Origin of the sequence: Enterovibrio litoreus, assembly GCF_045679545.1 — a bacterium.
In the GTDB taxonomy this organism is placed as follows: domain Bacteria; phylum Pseudomonadota; class Gammaproteobacteria; order Enterobacterales; family Vibrionaceae; genus Enterovibrio.
In genome coordinates, this window is sequence record NZ_CP166195.1 from 1,369,098 (window position 1) to 1,383,265 (window position 14,168).

Consider the following 14,168-nt stretch of genomic DNA (forward strand, 5'->3'; position numbering starts at 1 on the left):
CGACTTATACTCGTTTTACCTCTTATGCTATATCATTCAGCGTATTCTGACGATGCTGGTTTCCAAGGAGAGTGATTTGCTACAGATAAATGATGTACTCATTAATGCCGAGTGGTTGCGGAATAACCTAGGCGCACCGAACCTTAGAGTGATAGATGCCAGTACCTTTATGCCGGGCAGTCCGAGAAACGGAGAGCAAGAATGGGCAACAAAGCGTATTCCTGGCGCGGTTTACTTCGATTTTGATAAAAAAATCGTCGATAAAAGTTCGTCAGTTCCTCACACATTGCCAACGCCAGCTCACTTTGAGGCATGCGTGAGCGAGCTCGGCATCAAAAACACTGATGCGTTAGTGGTGTATGACAGTGCAGGGATCTTCTCTGCGCCACGTGTGTGGTGGATGTTTAAAATCATGGGGCATCAGTCAGTGGCGGTGCTTGATGGTGGGCTTCCTGCTTGGGAATCAATTGGCGGTTCACTCGACACGAAAGCACCGGCGGTGCCAGAATCAACCGTTTACAAAGCCAACTTTCAACCCGAACGTGTGATAGACAAAACAGCGCTTCTGGCGGGTATTGAGTCGTCGTCGCTCAATGTCATTGATGTTCGACCAAGCGATCGCTTTAGTGGGCGTGTGACCGAGCCTAGAGCTGGTGTTCGAAGTGGTCATATGCCTAACGCAAAGAATCTGCCATTTGGTGCGTTACTTGAAAATGGCAAATACAAAAACAAGGCGCAGCTACAAACGATCTTGAATTCGGTGCTTTCTTCAGACTTACCTAACGTATCATCCTGTGGTTCTGGTGTGACGGCATGCATACTGACTTTAGCGAGTGAATTCGCGTTAAATGTGCCCGTGATTGTTTATGACGGTTCATGGACGGAATGGGGCAGTGATGCATCGCTTCCGATTGTGTCAGATAGCCACTAGATATTTGCTTAGTGCGTGTTAACCGTATTTAAAACCTCCTAATCAGGAGGTTTTTTTGTTTGCATTCATGCAAGAAGCAGCAAGAAAAATTGGCAATTTCTTGTGCTACAAAACTGAAAACTTAGTTTTTAGGGTGGATTAGATCAAAGATGAAGTGGTATACAGTTTGTAAGCAAGTATTAATGGTTACAATGCATTAACAATATGTTATGACTGGACTCATGTTGTTGATTAATCAAAATGGAGCAGCAACTTGACGAATCAAATCGCGATGACAACAAACAATGTTTTACTCCCTGAGCGAATTCAAAAGCTTGTTCAAGCGTTATCGAGTGGCGTTTATGAACGAGAGAACACCATTCGTCTGTGTCTGCTCGCTGCGCTAAGTGGTGAAAGTGTCTTTTTGCTAGGCCCGCCGGGAATAGCCAAAAGCTACATCGCTAAAAGGTTGATTCAAGCCTTTGATGACAGCACTTTCTTTGAGTACCTGATGACCCGCTTCTCCACGCCGGAAGAAGTGTTTGGGCCGCTTTCGATTCAAGAGCTAAAAGACAACGGGAAGTATGTCCGCTTAACGGAAGGCTATTTGCCATCGGCAGACGTGGTGTTTCTGGATGAGATCTGGAAAGCCGGCCCAGCGATCTTGAACACCTTATTGACCGTTGTAAATGAAAGGGTGTTTAGAAATGGTAGCGAAGTGCTACCTGTCCCTATGCGTTTACTCGTTACCGCATCGAATGAACTGCCAGAACCCGATAGTGGCCTTGATGCGCTATACGATCGCATGCTGGTGCGTATTTTTGTCAACCGAATTCAAGAGAAAAGCAATTTCAAACGCCTTTTGACCGGCGACACTGGCGAGGCGGCTATTGAGATTGGGGCGGACATCTCCATCAAAGCGCATGAATACATGCAATGGCAGCGTCAAATCGATCAGATTTCACTTTCTGATGACGTATTCGAAAAAATCTACGCATTGAAAATGTTGCTGGAAACAGAAGCTGAGGATGCCACCCATTCCTTCCCTGTAGAAGAGCTCTATATTTCTGACAGACGCTGGAAAAAGGCCGTGCGCTTGCTCAAAGCCAGTGCGTTCTTTAATGGGCGTAAGGATGTTAATCCTGTTGATCTATTGCTGCTGCAGGAGTGCTTATGGCATAGCCCCGAATCTCGTATTGTTGTCGGCAAAGTGATGCGTCAGTTCGCCGAACAAATCTGTTTAAACCAACAGGAATCGTTGGCGATAGCAATGGAAGCGAGTGAAGACGTGAAAATATTGGCTGAAGAAATCGTCGAAACGATTGGTCATGCGGTCGACACAGAACTCTCCATGCGCAAAGAGAAATACAAAGTTGACCTGAGTAAAGCGCGTCGTTATTCCGTCAATACGGCCAATGATTTAATCAAACTGGTGATGTTGGACAGTAACCCTTCAGTCTCTGAGAAAGAGAAGGGGGACAGTCGGTGGGTGTATGTTGACGCGACAGAGTTTGAGAAGAAGATTAAGAACGGTCCTTGTGACGTTTACGGGTACGTAAATAAAAACCCAAATCTGTGTATGCTAAAATTTGATGTAGATGGTGAACACAGCTTGATGATTAAAGACATCGCTAATCGCCCTGTCCCTGTGGCGATTGCGGGTGTAGATGATAACGATCAGCAAGCTTTTGCTGAATGGCAGAGCAAAAATGAAGCGGCAATCAAAAAGATTGAGAATGCGAAACACCTGATCCGTATTGCACGGGTTCAGCTAAACGCCGCGTTACCGCATCATTTCGCTAATTCTGAGCTTTTAGAGCTTCTCGCAAGCAGCATTACCGATGCGGAAGAGTCGTTGCAGCGCCAGACGACAAAATTCGATAAGAGTGCATTTCGAGTTCGAATGCTTGCCGAATACTTCGCTTAAGGAGGCATGATGATCAGTCCAGAAAGTTTGCAGTTGGGGATGATGCTCGCCGAAACAGGTATGTTGGAGCATGCTGTCACTGAGGTGATGGCTAAGCCACAACTCCTACTTATGACCGAGGCCAGCCCTTCAGCGAAAACAGCGGTTCGTCGCCACATTCGTAAGTGGCGACATTCTGTAAAACGTCGACTAAGTAACGATTGTATTACGGAAGAACTCAAGCAGGAGATCGCGCTATACCAAGAGGCGGTTCAGCTCACGCAGCATGAGTTCACGCAAAATTCCAAAGGCATTATCAAGCAGCTTGAGGGGAAGTCTGAATTTTATCTGCAAGCGCGCCGGATGCTGGAAAAAAACATTTCTCAAGAAACGCCCATGTTTCAGTCGTACTTCTGCAATAAATGGTATGAGCATCTCGCTGCGTCGATTAAAAACGCACAGCATAAAGAACTTGAAGCGCATACCGATAAATTGCTGAATGAGCTTTATCAGCGGATTGAAACCTACAAAACGTTAGAGAACGTTGAAGAGCGTGGCACATTAGAAAAAGTGGGCCGACTGTGGGACTTGGCATCATCAAAGGTCACTCAGTCTGATGTCGAATTGCTAAAGCAATTTGTCGCTTTCCTCAAAGACAATCAAGATTTACAAGAGATAGCACAAACACTCGGTCGAATGGCCAATGACGTGGATGATCCTTCACTGCATCGATCGCCTGCTGAAGAGCTGAAAATGGTGGAAGAGCCTGCAGACAACGTCGCAGACGACATTGTGGGTATTCACCAAAGTGACAATCTGGAAAAGTTGGTTCCCAATGAAATTATCTATTTGGCGGAACCAGCACTCGAAATTCTGTTTTACAAACATTTCGCCGATAAGCGATTACTGACCTACCGTATGCAAGGCATGCAGCGATCGCTTCGCAAGATCAAAGCATTCAAGCCAGAAAGCAAAAAGGTTGAGATCGAAAAAGGGCCCTTTTTGATTTGTGTCGATGCATCTGGCTCGATGAGCGGTTTTCCGGAGCAGTGCGCCAAAGCCATGGCTTATGCATTGATGCAGATTGCCGTGAAAGAAGATCGTGATTGCACCGTGATGATTTTCTCTACTGATCACATTTGCTATGAATTGACGGGTGAGGGCGGCTTGAAAGAAGCCCTCAATTTTCTCTCTTACAGTTTTCATGGTGGGACGGATCTAGCGCCAGTATTGACGCATTCTATTGACCTTATGGGTACTGACAAATACCGTAATGCTGATCTGGTTGTGATTTCAGACTTTATAGCACCTGAGCAGCCTAGAGAAGTGCAAAAGCAAGTCAGCGCACTGAAGCAGCAGCACAATCGCTTTCATGCGGTTAACTTGTCTAAATACGGCAACCCAAAACTGATGAGCATGTTTGATCATGTATGGGATTATCATCCGTCACTGATGGGACGTTTGTTGAAGCGCTTCTAAGTTCGAACACAAAATGTAATCGATAAAGCCCCATGATTAGCACATGGGGCTTTTTTACTGCCCTCTCTTCCTTGCTCTTTACGATTTCCCCTGTGCAAATTTATGGCCGCTTACGTCATCCGATTGGCATTACTGCTTATCTGACAGAGCCAATTTCAGACCAAGTGCCGCAAAGCTACCCGCAAAAATGCGTTGCAGAAATGTAGAGACGCGTTTTGAATGGATAACAATATCCCTAACACTTACCGCCAGTGCACCATATAGGATGAATACAAAAAAGGTCATGGCCATAAAAATGCTGCCCAAAAGCAGCATGTGGTCGGTTGGGTCTGCGACATTTTGGGGAACAAATTGTGGCAAGAATGCCATGAAAAACACCGTTAGCTTTGGGTTAAGAATGTTCATCAAGCAGCCTTTTAAGGCAATGTTGTACATGCTTTTCTTTTCGGCGCTTTCATCTATTGTGAGTGCACCACTGGCGCGCCACATAGAGATCGCCAAATACAATAAGTAGGCAACACCCGCATACTTCACGATTTGAAAAGCCAATGCACTAGTGTGGAGAATGATCGCAAGGCCAGTGATACTCGCTATGAGTGATGGGATAATACCAAATGTGCATCCTACTGACGCCCAGATACTTGCGCGTAAGCCCAAGAGTAGACCAGTAGAAACGGTATATAAGACACCGGTACCTGGTATCAGGACAACGACTAAAGATGTTATAAGAAATTCGAGACTGACCATCATCATGCCTTTGTTAATCTTGTTTAATTCAGACTATCGTCTTTGCATGCCCGAAGACACGTCCTGAGCCGCGTATTGACACCATTATCAAAAATGCGTCATTGAGAATGCGTAAAACGAAAAAAGCGGCCTAAGCCGCTTTGGTGTTCGCTGGTTCAAAAAACAAGTCGTTGTTAGCTGAGAAGCAAGCTGTCATCGGCCAGTTCTTCACCACGCACTTTACTGAACATTTCCAGTAGATCTGGCACACCCATGTTAGCGCGTTTGCTTCCTGCAACATCAAGCACGATTTCACCTTGGTGAAGCATGACAGTGCGATCGCCACAGGCAAGGGCATCTTTCATTGAGTGAGTAACCATTAAGGCTGTCAACCCGAACTCGGTGATGACCTTCTTGGTTAAGTCGATGACAAATGCAGCCATGCGTGGATCGAGCGCAGCAGTGTGTTCATCAAGCAACAACAGCTTACTGTCAGACAGTGTTGCCATGACGAGGCTCACTGCTTGACGTTGACCGCCAGAAAGTAAACCGATGCTGTCGCCAAGGCGATCTTCGAGTCCCAATCCAAGAATGGAAATACGATCTCTAAAGATCTCGCGTCGACTTTTCGTCAGCGCTTTATGCCATCCGCGATAAGCGCCTCGCTTAAATGCAAGCGCGAGATTTTCCTCAATCGTTAAAGACGCACATGTTCCCGCTAACGGATCCTGAAAAACGCGAGCCGCTAAACTGGCACGCTGGTGGACGTGTTGCTTAGTGACATCAATACCATCAATGATGACGTGACCACCAACCATCGGTGTTTCACCGCTGACAGCGCCAAGTAACGTCGATTTACCTGCACCATTTGAACCAATAATGGTAAGAAACTGATTTTTAGGGACGGTGAGTGACACGCTACGAAGCGCACGGTTTTCCAGCACAGTTCCAGGATTAAAAGTGACTTGAATGTCTTTTAGTTCAATCATTTCGCCACCCCAGCGTCTTTCATTTTCTTATTTTTTTGGTATTGCTGACGCGCTTTTGGCGCAATCAATGCCAGTGCAACTAACAACGCAGTCACCAGATTAAGATCAGACGCTTTCAAACCAAACATGCCAGAGCTTAAGGCGAAAGCAACAGCAAGACGGTAGAGCACTGAACCCAATATAACTGCCACAACTGCCACCCACACTTTGCGCCCTGGGATCAGGGTTTGACCCAAGATGACAGAGGCGAGGCCAACAACAATGGTACCGACGCCTGAAGTGACATCAGCAAAGCTGTTCGTTTGCGCAAATAGCGCACCGGAAAAGCCGACAAAACCATTAGAGATGGCGAGACCAAAATAGGTGTAAAAAGCAGTGCTACCGCCTTGTGCCATTACCATGCGCGCATTAACACCTGTCGCTCGCAGACCCAAGCCGAAGTCACTCGCCAGTAAGCGAATGACGAACAGGGCACTGAGGAGAACAAGAATGAAAACCACCAGTGGACGGGCATAGACTGGGTCGATGCCCATATTCTCAAACGGCGTTAGAATCGTATCGACACCGAGAAGTGCAATATTGGGGCGGCCCATGATGCGGATGTTGATAGAAAACGCCGCGATCATGGTAAGAATACTGGCGAGCAGGTTCAGAATGCCGCATTTCACGGTAAGAAACGCCGTGATAAGCCCTGTTGCTGCACCAGCCAGAATGGCCGCGAATGTCGCGATCCAAGGGTCAATTCCGGAAATGATAAGCGTGGCTGCAACAGCAGCTCCCATAGGGAAGCTGCCATCTACAGTCAGATCCGGAAAATCGAGAACCCGAAAGGTAAGATATACGCCTAGAGCGACTAGGCCATAAACCAGACCTACTTCCAGCGTGCCAAAAAAGGCAATAGAGGTCATGTACTACTCCTACCTAATTACTTTTCTATCGTCGTTGCGCGATCAAGCAGAGCCTGAGGTACGGTAATACCAAGCTTTTCTGCCGCTTTCAGATTGATCACTAGATCAGAACCAACGGCCACTTTCGCTGGCAATGCTGCGATTTCTTTGCCATCAAGCAGAGCGGCAACATAGTCAGCGGTTTGAACGCCTATTTGGTAGTAGTCAAAACCAAGTGCAGCCACTGCGCCATTGGGGATGTAAGACGTCGCGCCGCCAATGACGGGCTTTTTGGCTTGGTTTGCTGCGCCTACAAGGCCATCAATAGCGCTTGCCACTGTGTTATCCGTCGGTGCATAGATAACATCTGCTTTTGAAGCCACAATTTGTGCCGCTGATTGAACGTCAGCACTTCTCAAAGCCGTACCTTCAACCACAGTTAGGCCTTCTTTGTCTGCGGCTTCACGCAGCAATTCAACCAATGCCACAGCGTTTGATTCGCCAGGGTTATACACCACACCAATGGTGGTCATGTTGGGAAGTAACTCTTTTGCCAAAGCCACATGCTGTGCAACTGGAGAAAGATCAGACAAACCGGTGACGTTTGCGCTAGGTTTCGCCATATCTTTAATTAGCTTCGCGCCAACTGGGTCAGTCACAGCGGTGAATACAACCGGAATAGATTTGGTGGCAGCAACCAATGCTTGAGCGGAAGGCGTTGCGATACCGACAAGCACATCAGGGCTTTCACCAACATACTGACGAGCGATTTGCACGGCAATAGCAGGGTTGCCTTGTGCGGTTTGATAAGAGAACTCCAGGTTTTCGCCATCGACATAACCTTTCGCTTTGAGGCCATCAAGCAGCCCTTGACGGGTAGCATCAAGCGCAGGGTGTTCCACAATTTGTGAAACGGCAACTTTGGCTGTTTCTGCTGAAACCACAAGAGGTGCAGTTAAAAGTGAAGTGGCACAGCAAGCCGATAAAAGTAGTTTGGAAATGTTCATCTCGTTCTCCCTGATAAGTGACAATTGGTGGTGCACCAATCTAGCTGTCACGTGTTAATCCATTGTTATATCCAAAATTTCGCGTTAAATCAGTCACTAAAGTTGCAATCTAAGAGCAAGAGTGACGGTGGTGAAATGCGCTGCAATGCATATTTCCCGTTAACCTTATGAATAAAATAAGGATTTCAATATTGGTCAAACTATACCCAAATAGATGCAATGTCGAGTTTTTAACCGGTTTCAAATGGAATTGTAGGCATATAAATATATAAAAAGTTAAAAAATAGTGAATAATTTGTCAGGGCTCGTGATTATAGGATGAGTATTCTTTTTATGAAAAAGTTTGATCTTTGCATGATAGGAGCGCAATTTTTACACTGTAAACCGAGGCTGATTTTGCGTCGCTTTCATGAATCGTCTTTCGGCTGGTATCACCTTTTGGATTTGAAATGGAAGATCCTGCTCTCATTTAGCAACACGCTCTACGTCATTGGCGGAATTATAAGCAGGTTTGTGGGGCAAGCCAAAAAGCAAGAAATTTACCCTGCAATTATCTCATTCTGCATATATTATTTTTCGCGATAGCCTGTCTCTGCACTTAGCTCTCACCCGTTAGGTGACATTACTACACTTCAATAAAATTGAGATTTGGCCGAAGGGGATAATGCGCTGATGAGAATGAGATACGAGCTCGTACGCATGTCATTTCCCCCTGCATTGGAATAATTCTGGTTCGCTCGGAGGCACAAGGATGAAGCTTTTACTCGCGTTAACATTGCTATTTTCTAGCAATGTGTTCGCCACTGGCAGTGATGCTAACTATCTTGATTTAACACACTCATCGGTGGGTTATATTTCTCTTTTCATATTCGCAGCCGCATACACGTTAGTCATGTTGGAAGAACGGTTGCACCTACGAAAATCCAAGCCAGTTCTACTCGCTGCTGGCCTGATATGGCTTCTTATCGGTTTTGCTTATACCCAATCTGGGGACATTGAGGTTGCCAAGGCCGCCATTGAACACAATCTGTTGGAATATGCAGAACTGATGCTCTTTTTGTTGGTGGCGATGACCTACATATCTGCGATGGAAGAGAGGCGATTATTTGATGGGCTAAAATCGTGGATCCTTGGTAAAGGCTACGATCTTCGTCAGTTGTTTTGGATTACCGGCATTCTCTCATTCTTTATTTCCCCTATTGCCGATAATTTAACCACGGCGCTTCTTATGTGTACTGTGGTCATGAAAATAGGGGCTGACAATCCTCGCTTTATTAACCTTGCATGTATCAACATTGTCATCGCTGCTAATGCTGGTGGGGCATTTAGCCCCTTTGGCGACATTACGACCTTGATGGTATGGCAGGCTGGCATCGTTAAGTTCAGTGCTTTTGGTAGTTTGTTTGTTCCTTCAGTGGTCAATTATGTATTGCCTGCATTTATCATGTCACTGTTCATTCCGAAAGAGCAGCCAAATGTTGTGCAGGAGTTTGTAGAGGTAAAGCGCGGTGCCAAACGTATTGTCGTGTTGTTTCTATTTACGATTGTGACTGCTGTTGGTTTCCATGGTCTTGTTCATTTTCCACCTGTCATCGGTATGATGATGGGATTGGCCTATTTACAATTTTTTGGCTTCTACCTTCGCAAAACACTACCGCGTTCATTGGCAAGAAAACGAGCAGAGGCGCAAGCCAAGCATGATGAAGCTGCACTGAAACGTTTGGGGTCAGTGGTTCCGTTTGATGTATTTAGAAGAGTGTCCCATGCAGAGTGGGATACCTTACTGTTTTTTTACGGTGTTGTTATGTGTGTCGGTGGTTTAAGTCTGATTGGTTACTTGAGTTTGGTATCCAACGTTATGTACCTGCAATGGGATCCAATTTGGGCCAACACCATCGTAGGCTTGCTTTCTGCCGTTGTAGATAATATTCCTGTCATGTTTGCCGTGCTCACCATGCAACCCGATATGTCACTTGGTAACTGGCTATTGGTTACCTTAACAGCGGGTGTGGGTGGCAGTTTATTGTCACTGGGTTCGGCAGCAGGCGTTGCGTTGATGGGGCAAGCGAGAGGTATGTATACCTTCTTCGGCCACCTGAAATGGTCGCCTGTCATCTTGCTTGGGTATGTTGCTTCTATCCTTACGCACCTAGTGATAAACAGCGCGTATTTCTAGAAATACGCGAATTAATCAAATAGCGACCGAATAAGGTCGCTTTTTTGTGTTGAGCTATTGCCAGCAGTTTTGCAGAATAGACCCATCACGAATGGGTAACATATTGGAAATACAATGATCTCGAAGTGGGCTGTACGTTTCTATCAAATGGCGGAACTTGTTGGTTCATGGAGTAAAGATCCATCAACGCAAGTCGGCGCAGTAATTACCAAGGGCAATCGCATCGTTTCAGTGGGCTTCAATGGCTACCCTCATGGGATTTCTGACAGTGCTGATACTGATGATCGTGAAATGAAGCTGTTAAAAACACTCCATGCCGAAGAGAACGCTATCTTGTTCGCCAAACGTGACCTGTTTGAATGCGAAATATGGGTGACCCATTTTCCCTGTCCAAATTGCGCAGCGAAAATAATCCAAACGGGGATGACCAAAGTTTTTTGCCCAGAGCAAAGTGAAGATTTTCTATCGCGATGGGGAGAGAAAATTAAAGTCAGCGCTGAGATGTTCGAACAAGCAGGGGTTGAAGTGAACTGGTTACCGTTAGCCGAGCTTCCACCAACACGCGACGTGTGACAGCGAGCGGGATATCGGTATAATCAGCGCCCATATCGAAACAGCAGTAGAATAGGGGTGCGTTATGGCCAGCACTGCACATGCACTTCACATTTTGGTGAAGCACAAAGAACAAGCTGATGACATCATAGCCCAGCTTAAAAAAGGCGCAAAATTTCAAACGCTTGCGAAGAAATACTCAACATGTCCATCCGGCAAAAAAGGGGGCGATTTAGGTGAGTTTCGCAAAGGCCAAATGGTGCCACAGTTTGATAAAATTTGCTTTACGGGTGAGGTGCTGACACCTCACTTAGTGAAAACCAAGTTTGGTTGGCATGTTGTGAAGGTACTTTTTAGAACATAGTATTTTTAAAACATGGTATTTTTAAAACAACGCATTTTTAAAAGCATGGCATTTTTAAACGTAGCATTCGGTGTTAGCTGATTCGCTGACGTTGGATAGAAAAAGAGGTGACAGCGTCACCTCTTTTTTGTATGCAATTCGTACTGTTTATTTAAAAGCTGAATTACTTCGTGAAGATTTCGCGGAATTCACGCTTCATTGCTGGTTTCAAGCGCGCTTGCTTAAGCTGTTTTGCTAAATCTTTCACGCAGTTGTGAAGAAGTTTGTCTAGCAAGCCAGCTTTGTAATCTTGCGTTTGCTCGTCAGTCATGTCATCAAACTTCATGTCCTGAGCTTCGGTCAAGAAATCAATACCAGCGTAGCTTTGGCTCAGGCTAACTAGGGCATGGAATTGCTCAAAGTTATCAAGAATGTTTTGTGCACTTGCTGGTAGGGTGTTCCACGTTTCGCGAACAACGTCTTCTGATGCTTCATGAACAGACGCTAGCATGGTGAACAGTTCAACTGGCACTTTTTCATATTTAATGACTTGCTGCAGCTCTGCAGACAGATCTTCCAGTTTTACAGTTTCTAGAGTTGGGTTAGCTTGTTCTGACATCTTTAAAATTCCCGATAATGCACAAAACTGCGCATCCTATCTCGCTTGTGGGTTAAGTCAACAGAAGATAGCCGAATCGACCATCGTTTGTCGACGATGTAGCCTACTAGGCAGAAGCTTGCGCTTTTTTAGACTCAGATGATGGCTTAGCCTTTGTCGAGCTCTCTTCATTGACAACTTTCAGTGACGGCTCATCTTTGAGCTTGTTTTCGCCCATCAGGCAGCCACCTTTTTCGATGGTGAGCTGTTCACTTTCGATTCGGCCTTTCATTTTGCCATTGCCGAGAATATTCACTTCACGCGCAACACATGTACCTTCAACATACCCATTAATCGTGAGGTGTTCAGCGTAAATGTCGCCTTTGAAATGACCCGTTGAGGAGATGACAACATTGCGGGCACGGATGATCGTGCCTTCACCTTGTCCGTCAAATTGAATATCACCATCCAAATCAAACTCGCCAAAAACTCGGCATTGTTTGGCGACCAATGACATTGACGGCATAGACGCAGTGCTTTTACCAAAAAGCCCCATTTTCATCTCCTTAAATCGCTTCCACAACGGTTTGTGGGATGCGACTACTACTGAATTAGAATATTGGTCGGATTTTATATGAATTTTGGTAAACGGCGTGACAAAAATATTCTCCATTGAGGCTAAATCACATCGTTGCGACAAACTTACAGAGGTGTGTTCGGTATATGTGACGATTTCGCCACGTCTTTAGGCGGATTGATAACGTTTATCTTTCACGCCATTCACAATAATACTCTCTCGCTAAAACATGGGATCTCGCAAATAAACACTGGGTGCAGGGCGTTTTCTTTTACCCAGATAAGGGGGCTGGATTCATATAAATTCCTCACAAAGAGTGGCTTACAAGGCCGATTGGTGAAAGATCTATCAGTCGTTTGTGTCTTTTACGCGTTTATCGACATAAGTGATTGATGGCCACCCGGTTGATTGCTATAACCTGCAGCTATAAGGATTTATTCAGAGGCATTACCATGGCGATTGAACTTACTCCCTACGAAGCGCGTGTTATCGGTTGCTTACTTGAGAAAGAAGTAACGACACCCGAACTTTATCCACTCACGCTGAATAGCTTAACCACAGCGGCGAATCAGAAAAGTAATCGTGACCCTGTTTATTCGCTCACTGATGCAGAAGTGATGGATACGGTTGAGCAGTTGAAAACCAAACGTATGGTCAGTGATGTGGAAGGCTTTGGAAGCCGAGTTACCAAGTATCAACATCGATTCTGCAATACAGAATTTGGCACCCTGCAATTTACAGATCAGCAGAAGGGCATCATTTGTGTCCTTTTGCTTCGAGGTCCACAAACGCCTGGTGAGCTGCGCACTCGTACTAATCGATTGTGTGAATTCTCTGATATGAAAGACGTTGAATCAGCGCTGGTAAGCTTGATTGAAAAAGGGTACGTTGCGCAGCTTCCGCGCGAACCGGGTAAACGTGAAAGCCGCTATACCCATCTTTTCGGGTCTGACACTCCAGAGACAACTACGTTTGTTGCCCCTAGTGACGCAGCCGTAGACTCGTCACTTACTGCTCGTGTTGATGAGTTGGAGCGTGAAGTGGCGGAGTTGAAAGCACTGGTTAATGAACTGCTTCAATAGCTGCCAAAAGATGGCGAACAGCGAACTCATTTAATCTGATGGAATCATCACTGACAGATCAAACGCCGGACACTCTGCCTACTTGGTCTGTTTACCTCATCCGCACTCGAGATAATGCGCTCTACTGTGGGGTAACCACTGATGTAGAGCGTCGATTCAACGAGCACCAAAAAAACGGCACGAAAACTGCTAAGTATTTAAGAGGTAAACAACCTCTCACGCTTGCTTGGTCTTACGAAGTAGGGGACAAACAAAAGGCCATGTCGCTTGAGTGGAAGATAAAGCGGCTGACCAAGCGAGAGAAGGAGCGCCTTTGCAAAGAAAGCGACCTTATCACGGTCTTATTTAACGACAGCATTTAATAATCTAGGAAATACCATGGCACTTAAAGCAACGGTGTATAAAGCGTCAATTAACGTAGCAGATATGTCGAGAGGGGTTTACCTCGACCACGCTGTTACCTTGGCGCAGCACCCGTCCGAAACGGATAAGCGTATGATGCTTCGTCTTCTAGCGTGGACCTTATATGCGGATGAGCGTTTGCAGTTCACCAAAGGCCTGTGTGACGAATCAGAACCCGAGCTGTGGATTAAAAACTACAGCGATGAGATTGAACTTTGGGTTGAACTCGGTTTGCCTGATGAAAAGCGCTTGAAGAAAGCCTGTTCTTTGGCGAAAGAAGTGGTGTTGTTCACCTATGATGATCACGCTGCGAGAGTTTGGAAAACACAAATGCTCAACAAGTTACATCCATTTAAGAACTTAACCATTATTAATGTCATGGATGAAGTGTTGGATGCGGCGGCAGCGAGTTTGTCTCGAACTATGTCTATTCAAGCGACGATCGAAGATGGCCAGGTATGGTTTTCTATTGGTGACACGGTAGTGGCAATCCAGCCTGAAATTTGGAAAACCGCATCAAAATAACCAGAATGC

General features: G+C 45.7%; 15 protein-coding genes. 9 read left to right on the forward strand and 6 right to left on the reverse strand.

The features are described from left to right. Positions 1 to 52 precede the first annotated feature (52 nt). The 3 genes from AB8599_RS21505 to viaA all read left to right on the forward strand — a co-directional run bounded on the left by AB8599_RS21505 (position 53) and on the right by viaA (position 4,295). The gene (locus tag AB8599_RS21505) at positions 53 to 931 is read left to right on the forward strand and encodes a sulfurtransferase (RefSeq protein ID WP_407333770.1); all 879 of its coding nucleotides are present in this window, start codon (positions 53 to 55) and stop codon (positions 929 to 931) included. Between the two features lie 271 nt (positions 932 to 1,202). Next, positions 1,203 to 2,837 carry an AAA family ATPase gene (locus AB8599_RS21510; RefSeq protein WP_407334448.1) on the forward strand — a complete coding sequence of 545 codons (1,635 nt, stop codon included), beginning with the start codon at positions 1,203 to 1,205 and terminating at the stop codon, positions 2,835 to 2,837. 9 nt (positions 2,838 to 2,846) lie between these two features. After that, complete coding sequence (viaA, locus tag AB8599_RS21515) at positions 2,847 to 4,295, forward strand: ATPase RavA stimulator ViaA (RefSeq protein WP_407333771.1); 1,449 nt, start codon at positions 2,847 to 2,849, stop codon at positions 4,293 to 4,295. A gap of 129 nt (positions 4,296 to 4,424) precedes the next feature. On the opposite strand, the gene AB8599_RS21520 is transcribed toward viaA, so the two are convergent. The 4 genes from AB8599_RS21520 to AB8599_RS21535 form a co-directional block, all read right to left on the reverse strand. Then, positions 4,425 to 5,042: a LysE family translocator gene (locus AB8599_RS21520; RefSeq protein ID WP_407333772.1), complete on the reverse strand. Its 618-nt coding sequence runs from the start codon at positions 5,040 to 5,042 to the stop codon at positions 4,425 to 4,427. Positions 5,043 to 5,215: 173 nt separating this feature from the next. After that, positions 5,216 to 6,010: an ABC transporter ATP-binding protein gene (locus AB8599_RS21525; RefSeq protein WP_407333773.1), complete on the reverse strand. Its 795-nt coding sequence runs from the start codon at positions 6,008 to 6,010 to the stop codon at positions 5,216 to 5,218. After that, entirely contained in the window at positions 6,007 to 6,918 is a 912-nt protein-coding gene (locus tag AB8599_RS21530; RefSeq protein WP_407333774.1) for an ABC transporter permease, read from the reverse strand. Before AB8599_RS21530 ends, AB8599_RS21525 begins: the two co-directional genes overlap by 4 nt. 17 nt (positions 6,919 to 6,935) lie before the next feature. Next, positions 6,936 to 7,904: an ABC transporter substrate binding protein gene (locus tag AB8599_RS21535; protein ID WP_407333775.1), complete on the reverse strand. Its 969-nt coding sequence runs from the start codon at positions 7,902 to 7,904 to the stop codon at positions 6,936 to 6,938. A gap of 751 nt (positions 7,905 to 8,655) precedes the next feature. On the opposite strand from AB8599_RS21535, the gene nhaD reads away from it, so the two are divergent. The 3 genes from nhaD to AB8599_RS21550 all read left to right on the forward strand — a co-directional run bounded on the left by nhaD (position 8,656) and on the right by AB8599_RS21550 (position 10,996). Then, positions 8,656 to 10,080 carry a sodium:proton antiporter NhaD gene (gene nhaD, locus AB8599_RS21540; RefSeq protein ID WP_407333776.1) on the forward strand — a complete coding sequence of 475 codons (1,425 nt, stop codon included), beginning with the start codon at positions 8,656 to 8,658 and terminating at the stop codon, positions 10,078 to 10,080. A 114-nt stretch (positions 10,081 to 10,194) separates the two neighbouring features. Next, complete coding sequence (locus AB8599_RS21545) at positions 10,195 to 10,653, forward strand: dCMP deaminase family protein (protein ID WP_407333777.1); 459 nt, start codon at positions 10,195 to 10,197, stop codon at positions 10,651 to 10,653. 64 nt (positions 10,654 to 10,717) lie between these two features. Next, positions 10,718 to 10,996 carry a peptidylprolyl isomerase gene (locus tag AB8599_RS21550; RefSeq protein ID WP_407333778.1) on the forward strand — a complete coding sequence of 93 codons (279 nt, stop codon included), beginning with the start codon at positions 10,718 to 10,720 and terminating at the stop codon, positions 10,994 to 10,996. Between the two features lie 163 nt (positions 10,997 to 11,159). Here AB8599_RS21550 and AB8599_RS21555 read toward each other — a convergent pair whose 3' ends face one another. Then, complete coding sequence (locus tag AB8599_RS21555; protein WP_407333779.1) at positions 11,160 to 11,594, reverse strand: DUF3069 domain-containing protein; 435 nt, start codon at positions 11,592 to 11,594, stop codon at positions 11,160 to 11,162. 106 nt (positions 11,595 to 11,700) lie between these two features. Beyond that, positions 11,701 to 12,129, reverse strand: a complete 429-nt coding sequence (locus tag AB8599_RS21560; RefSeq protein WP_407333780.1) for a polymer-forming cytoskeletal protein — start codon at positions 12,127 to 12,129, stop codon at positions 11,701 to 11,703. 473 nt (positions 12,130 to 12,602) lie between these two features. Between AB8599_RS21560 and AB8599_RS21565 the strand changes: the two genes are divergently transcribed. Genes AB8599_RS21565 through AB8599_RS21575 form a run of 3 tightly spaced genes read left to right on the forward strand, consistent with a single transcriptional unit; the run spans position 12,603 to position 14,159 of the window. Next, positions 12,603 to 13,232 carry a YceH family protein gene (locus AB8599_RS21565; protein WP_407333781.1) on the forward strand — a complete coding sequence of 210 codons (630 nt, stop codon included), beginning with the start codon at positions 12,603 to 12,605 and terminating at the stop codon, positions 13,230 to 13,232. A 38-nt stretch (positions 13,233 to 13,270) separates the two neighbouring features. Next, positions 13,271 to 13,594, forward strand: a complete 324-nt coding sequence (locus tag AB8599_RS21570) for a GIY-YIG nuclease family protein (protein ID WP_407333782.1) — start codon at positions 13,271 to 13,273, stop codon at positions 13,592 to 13,594. A gap of 16 nt (positions 13,595 to 13,610) precedes the next feature. Next, positions 13,611 to 14,159 carry a YaeQ family protein gene (locus tag AB8599_RS21575; protein ID WP_407333783.1) on the forward strand — a complete coding sequence of 183 codons (549 nt, stop codon included), beginning with the start codon at positions 13,611 to 13,613 and terminating at the stop codon, positions 14,157 to 14,159. Positions 14,160 to 14,168: the final 9 nt, after the last annotated feature.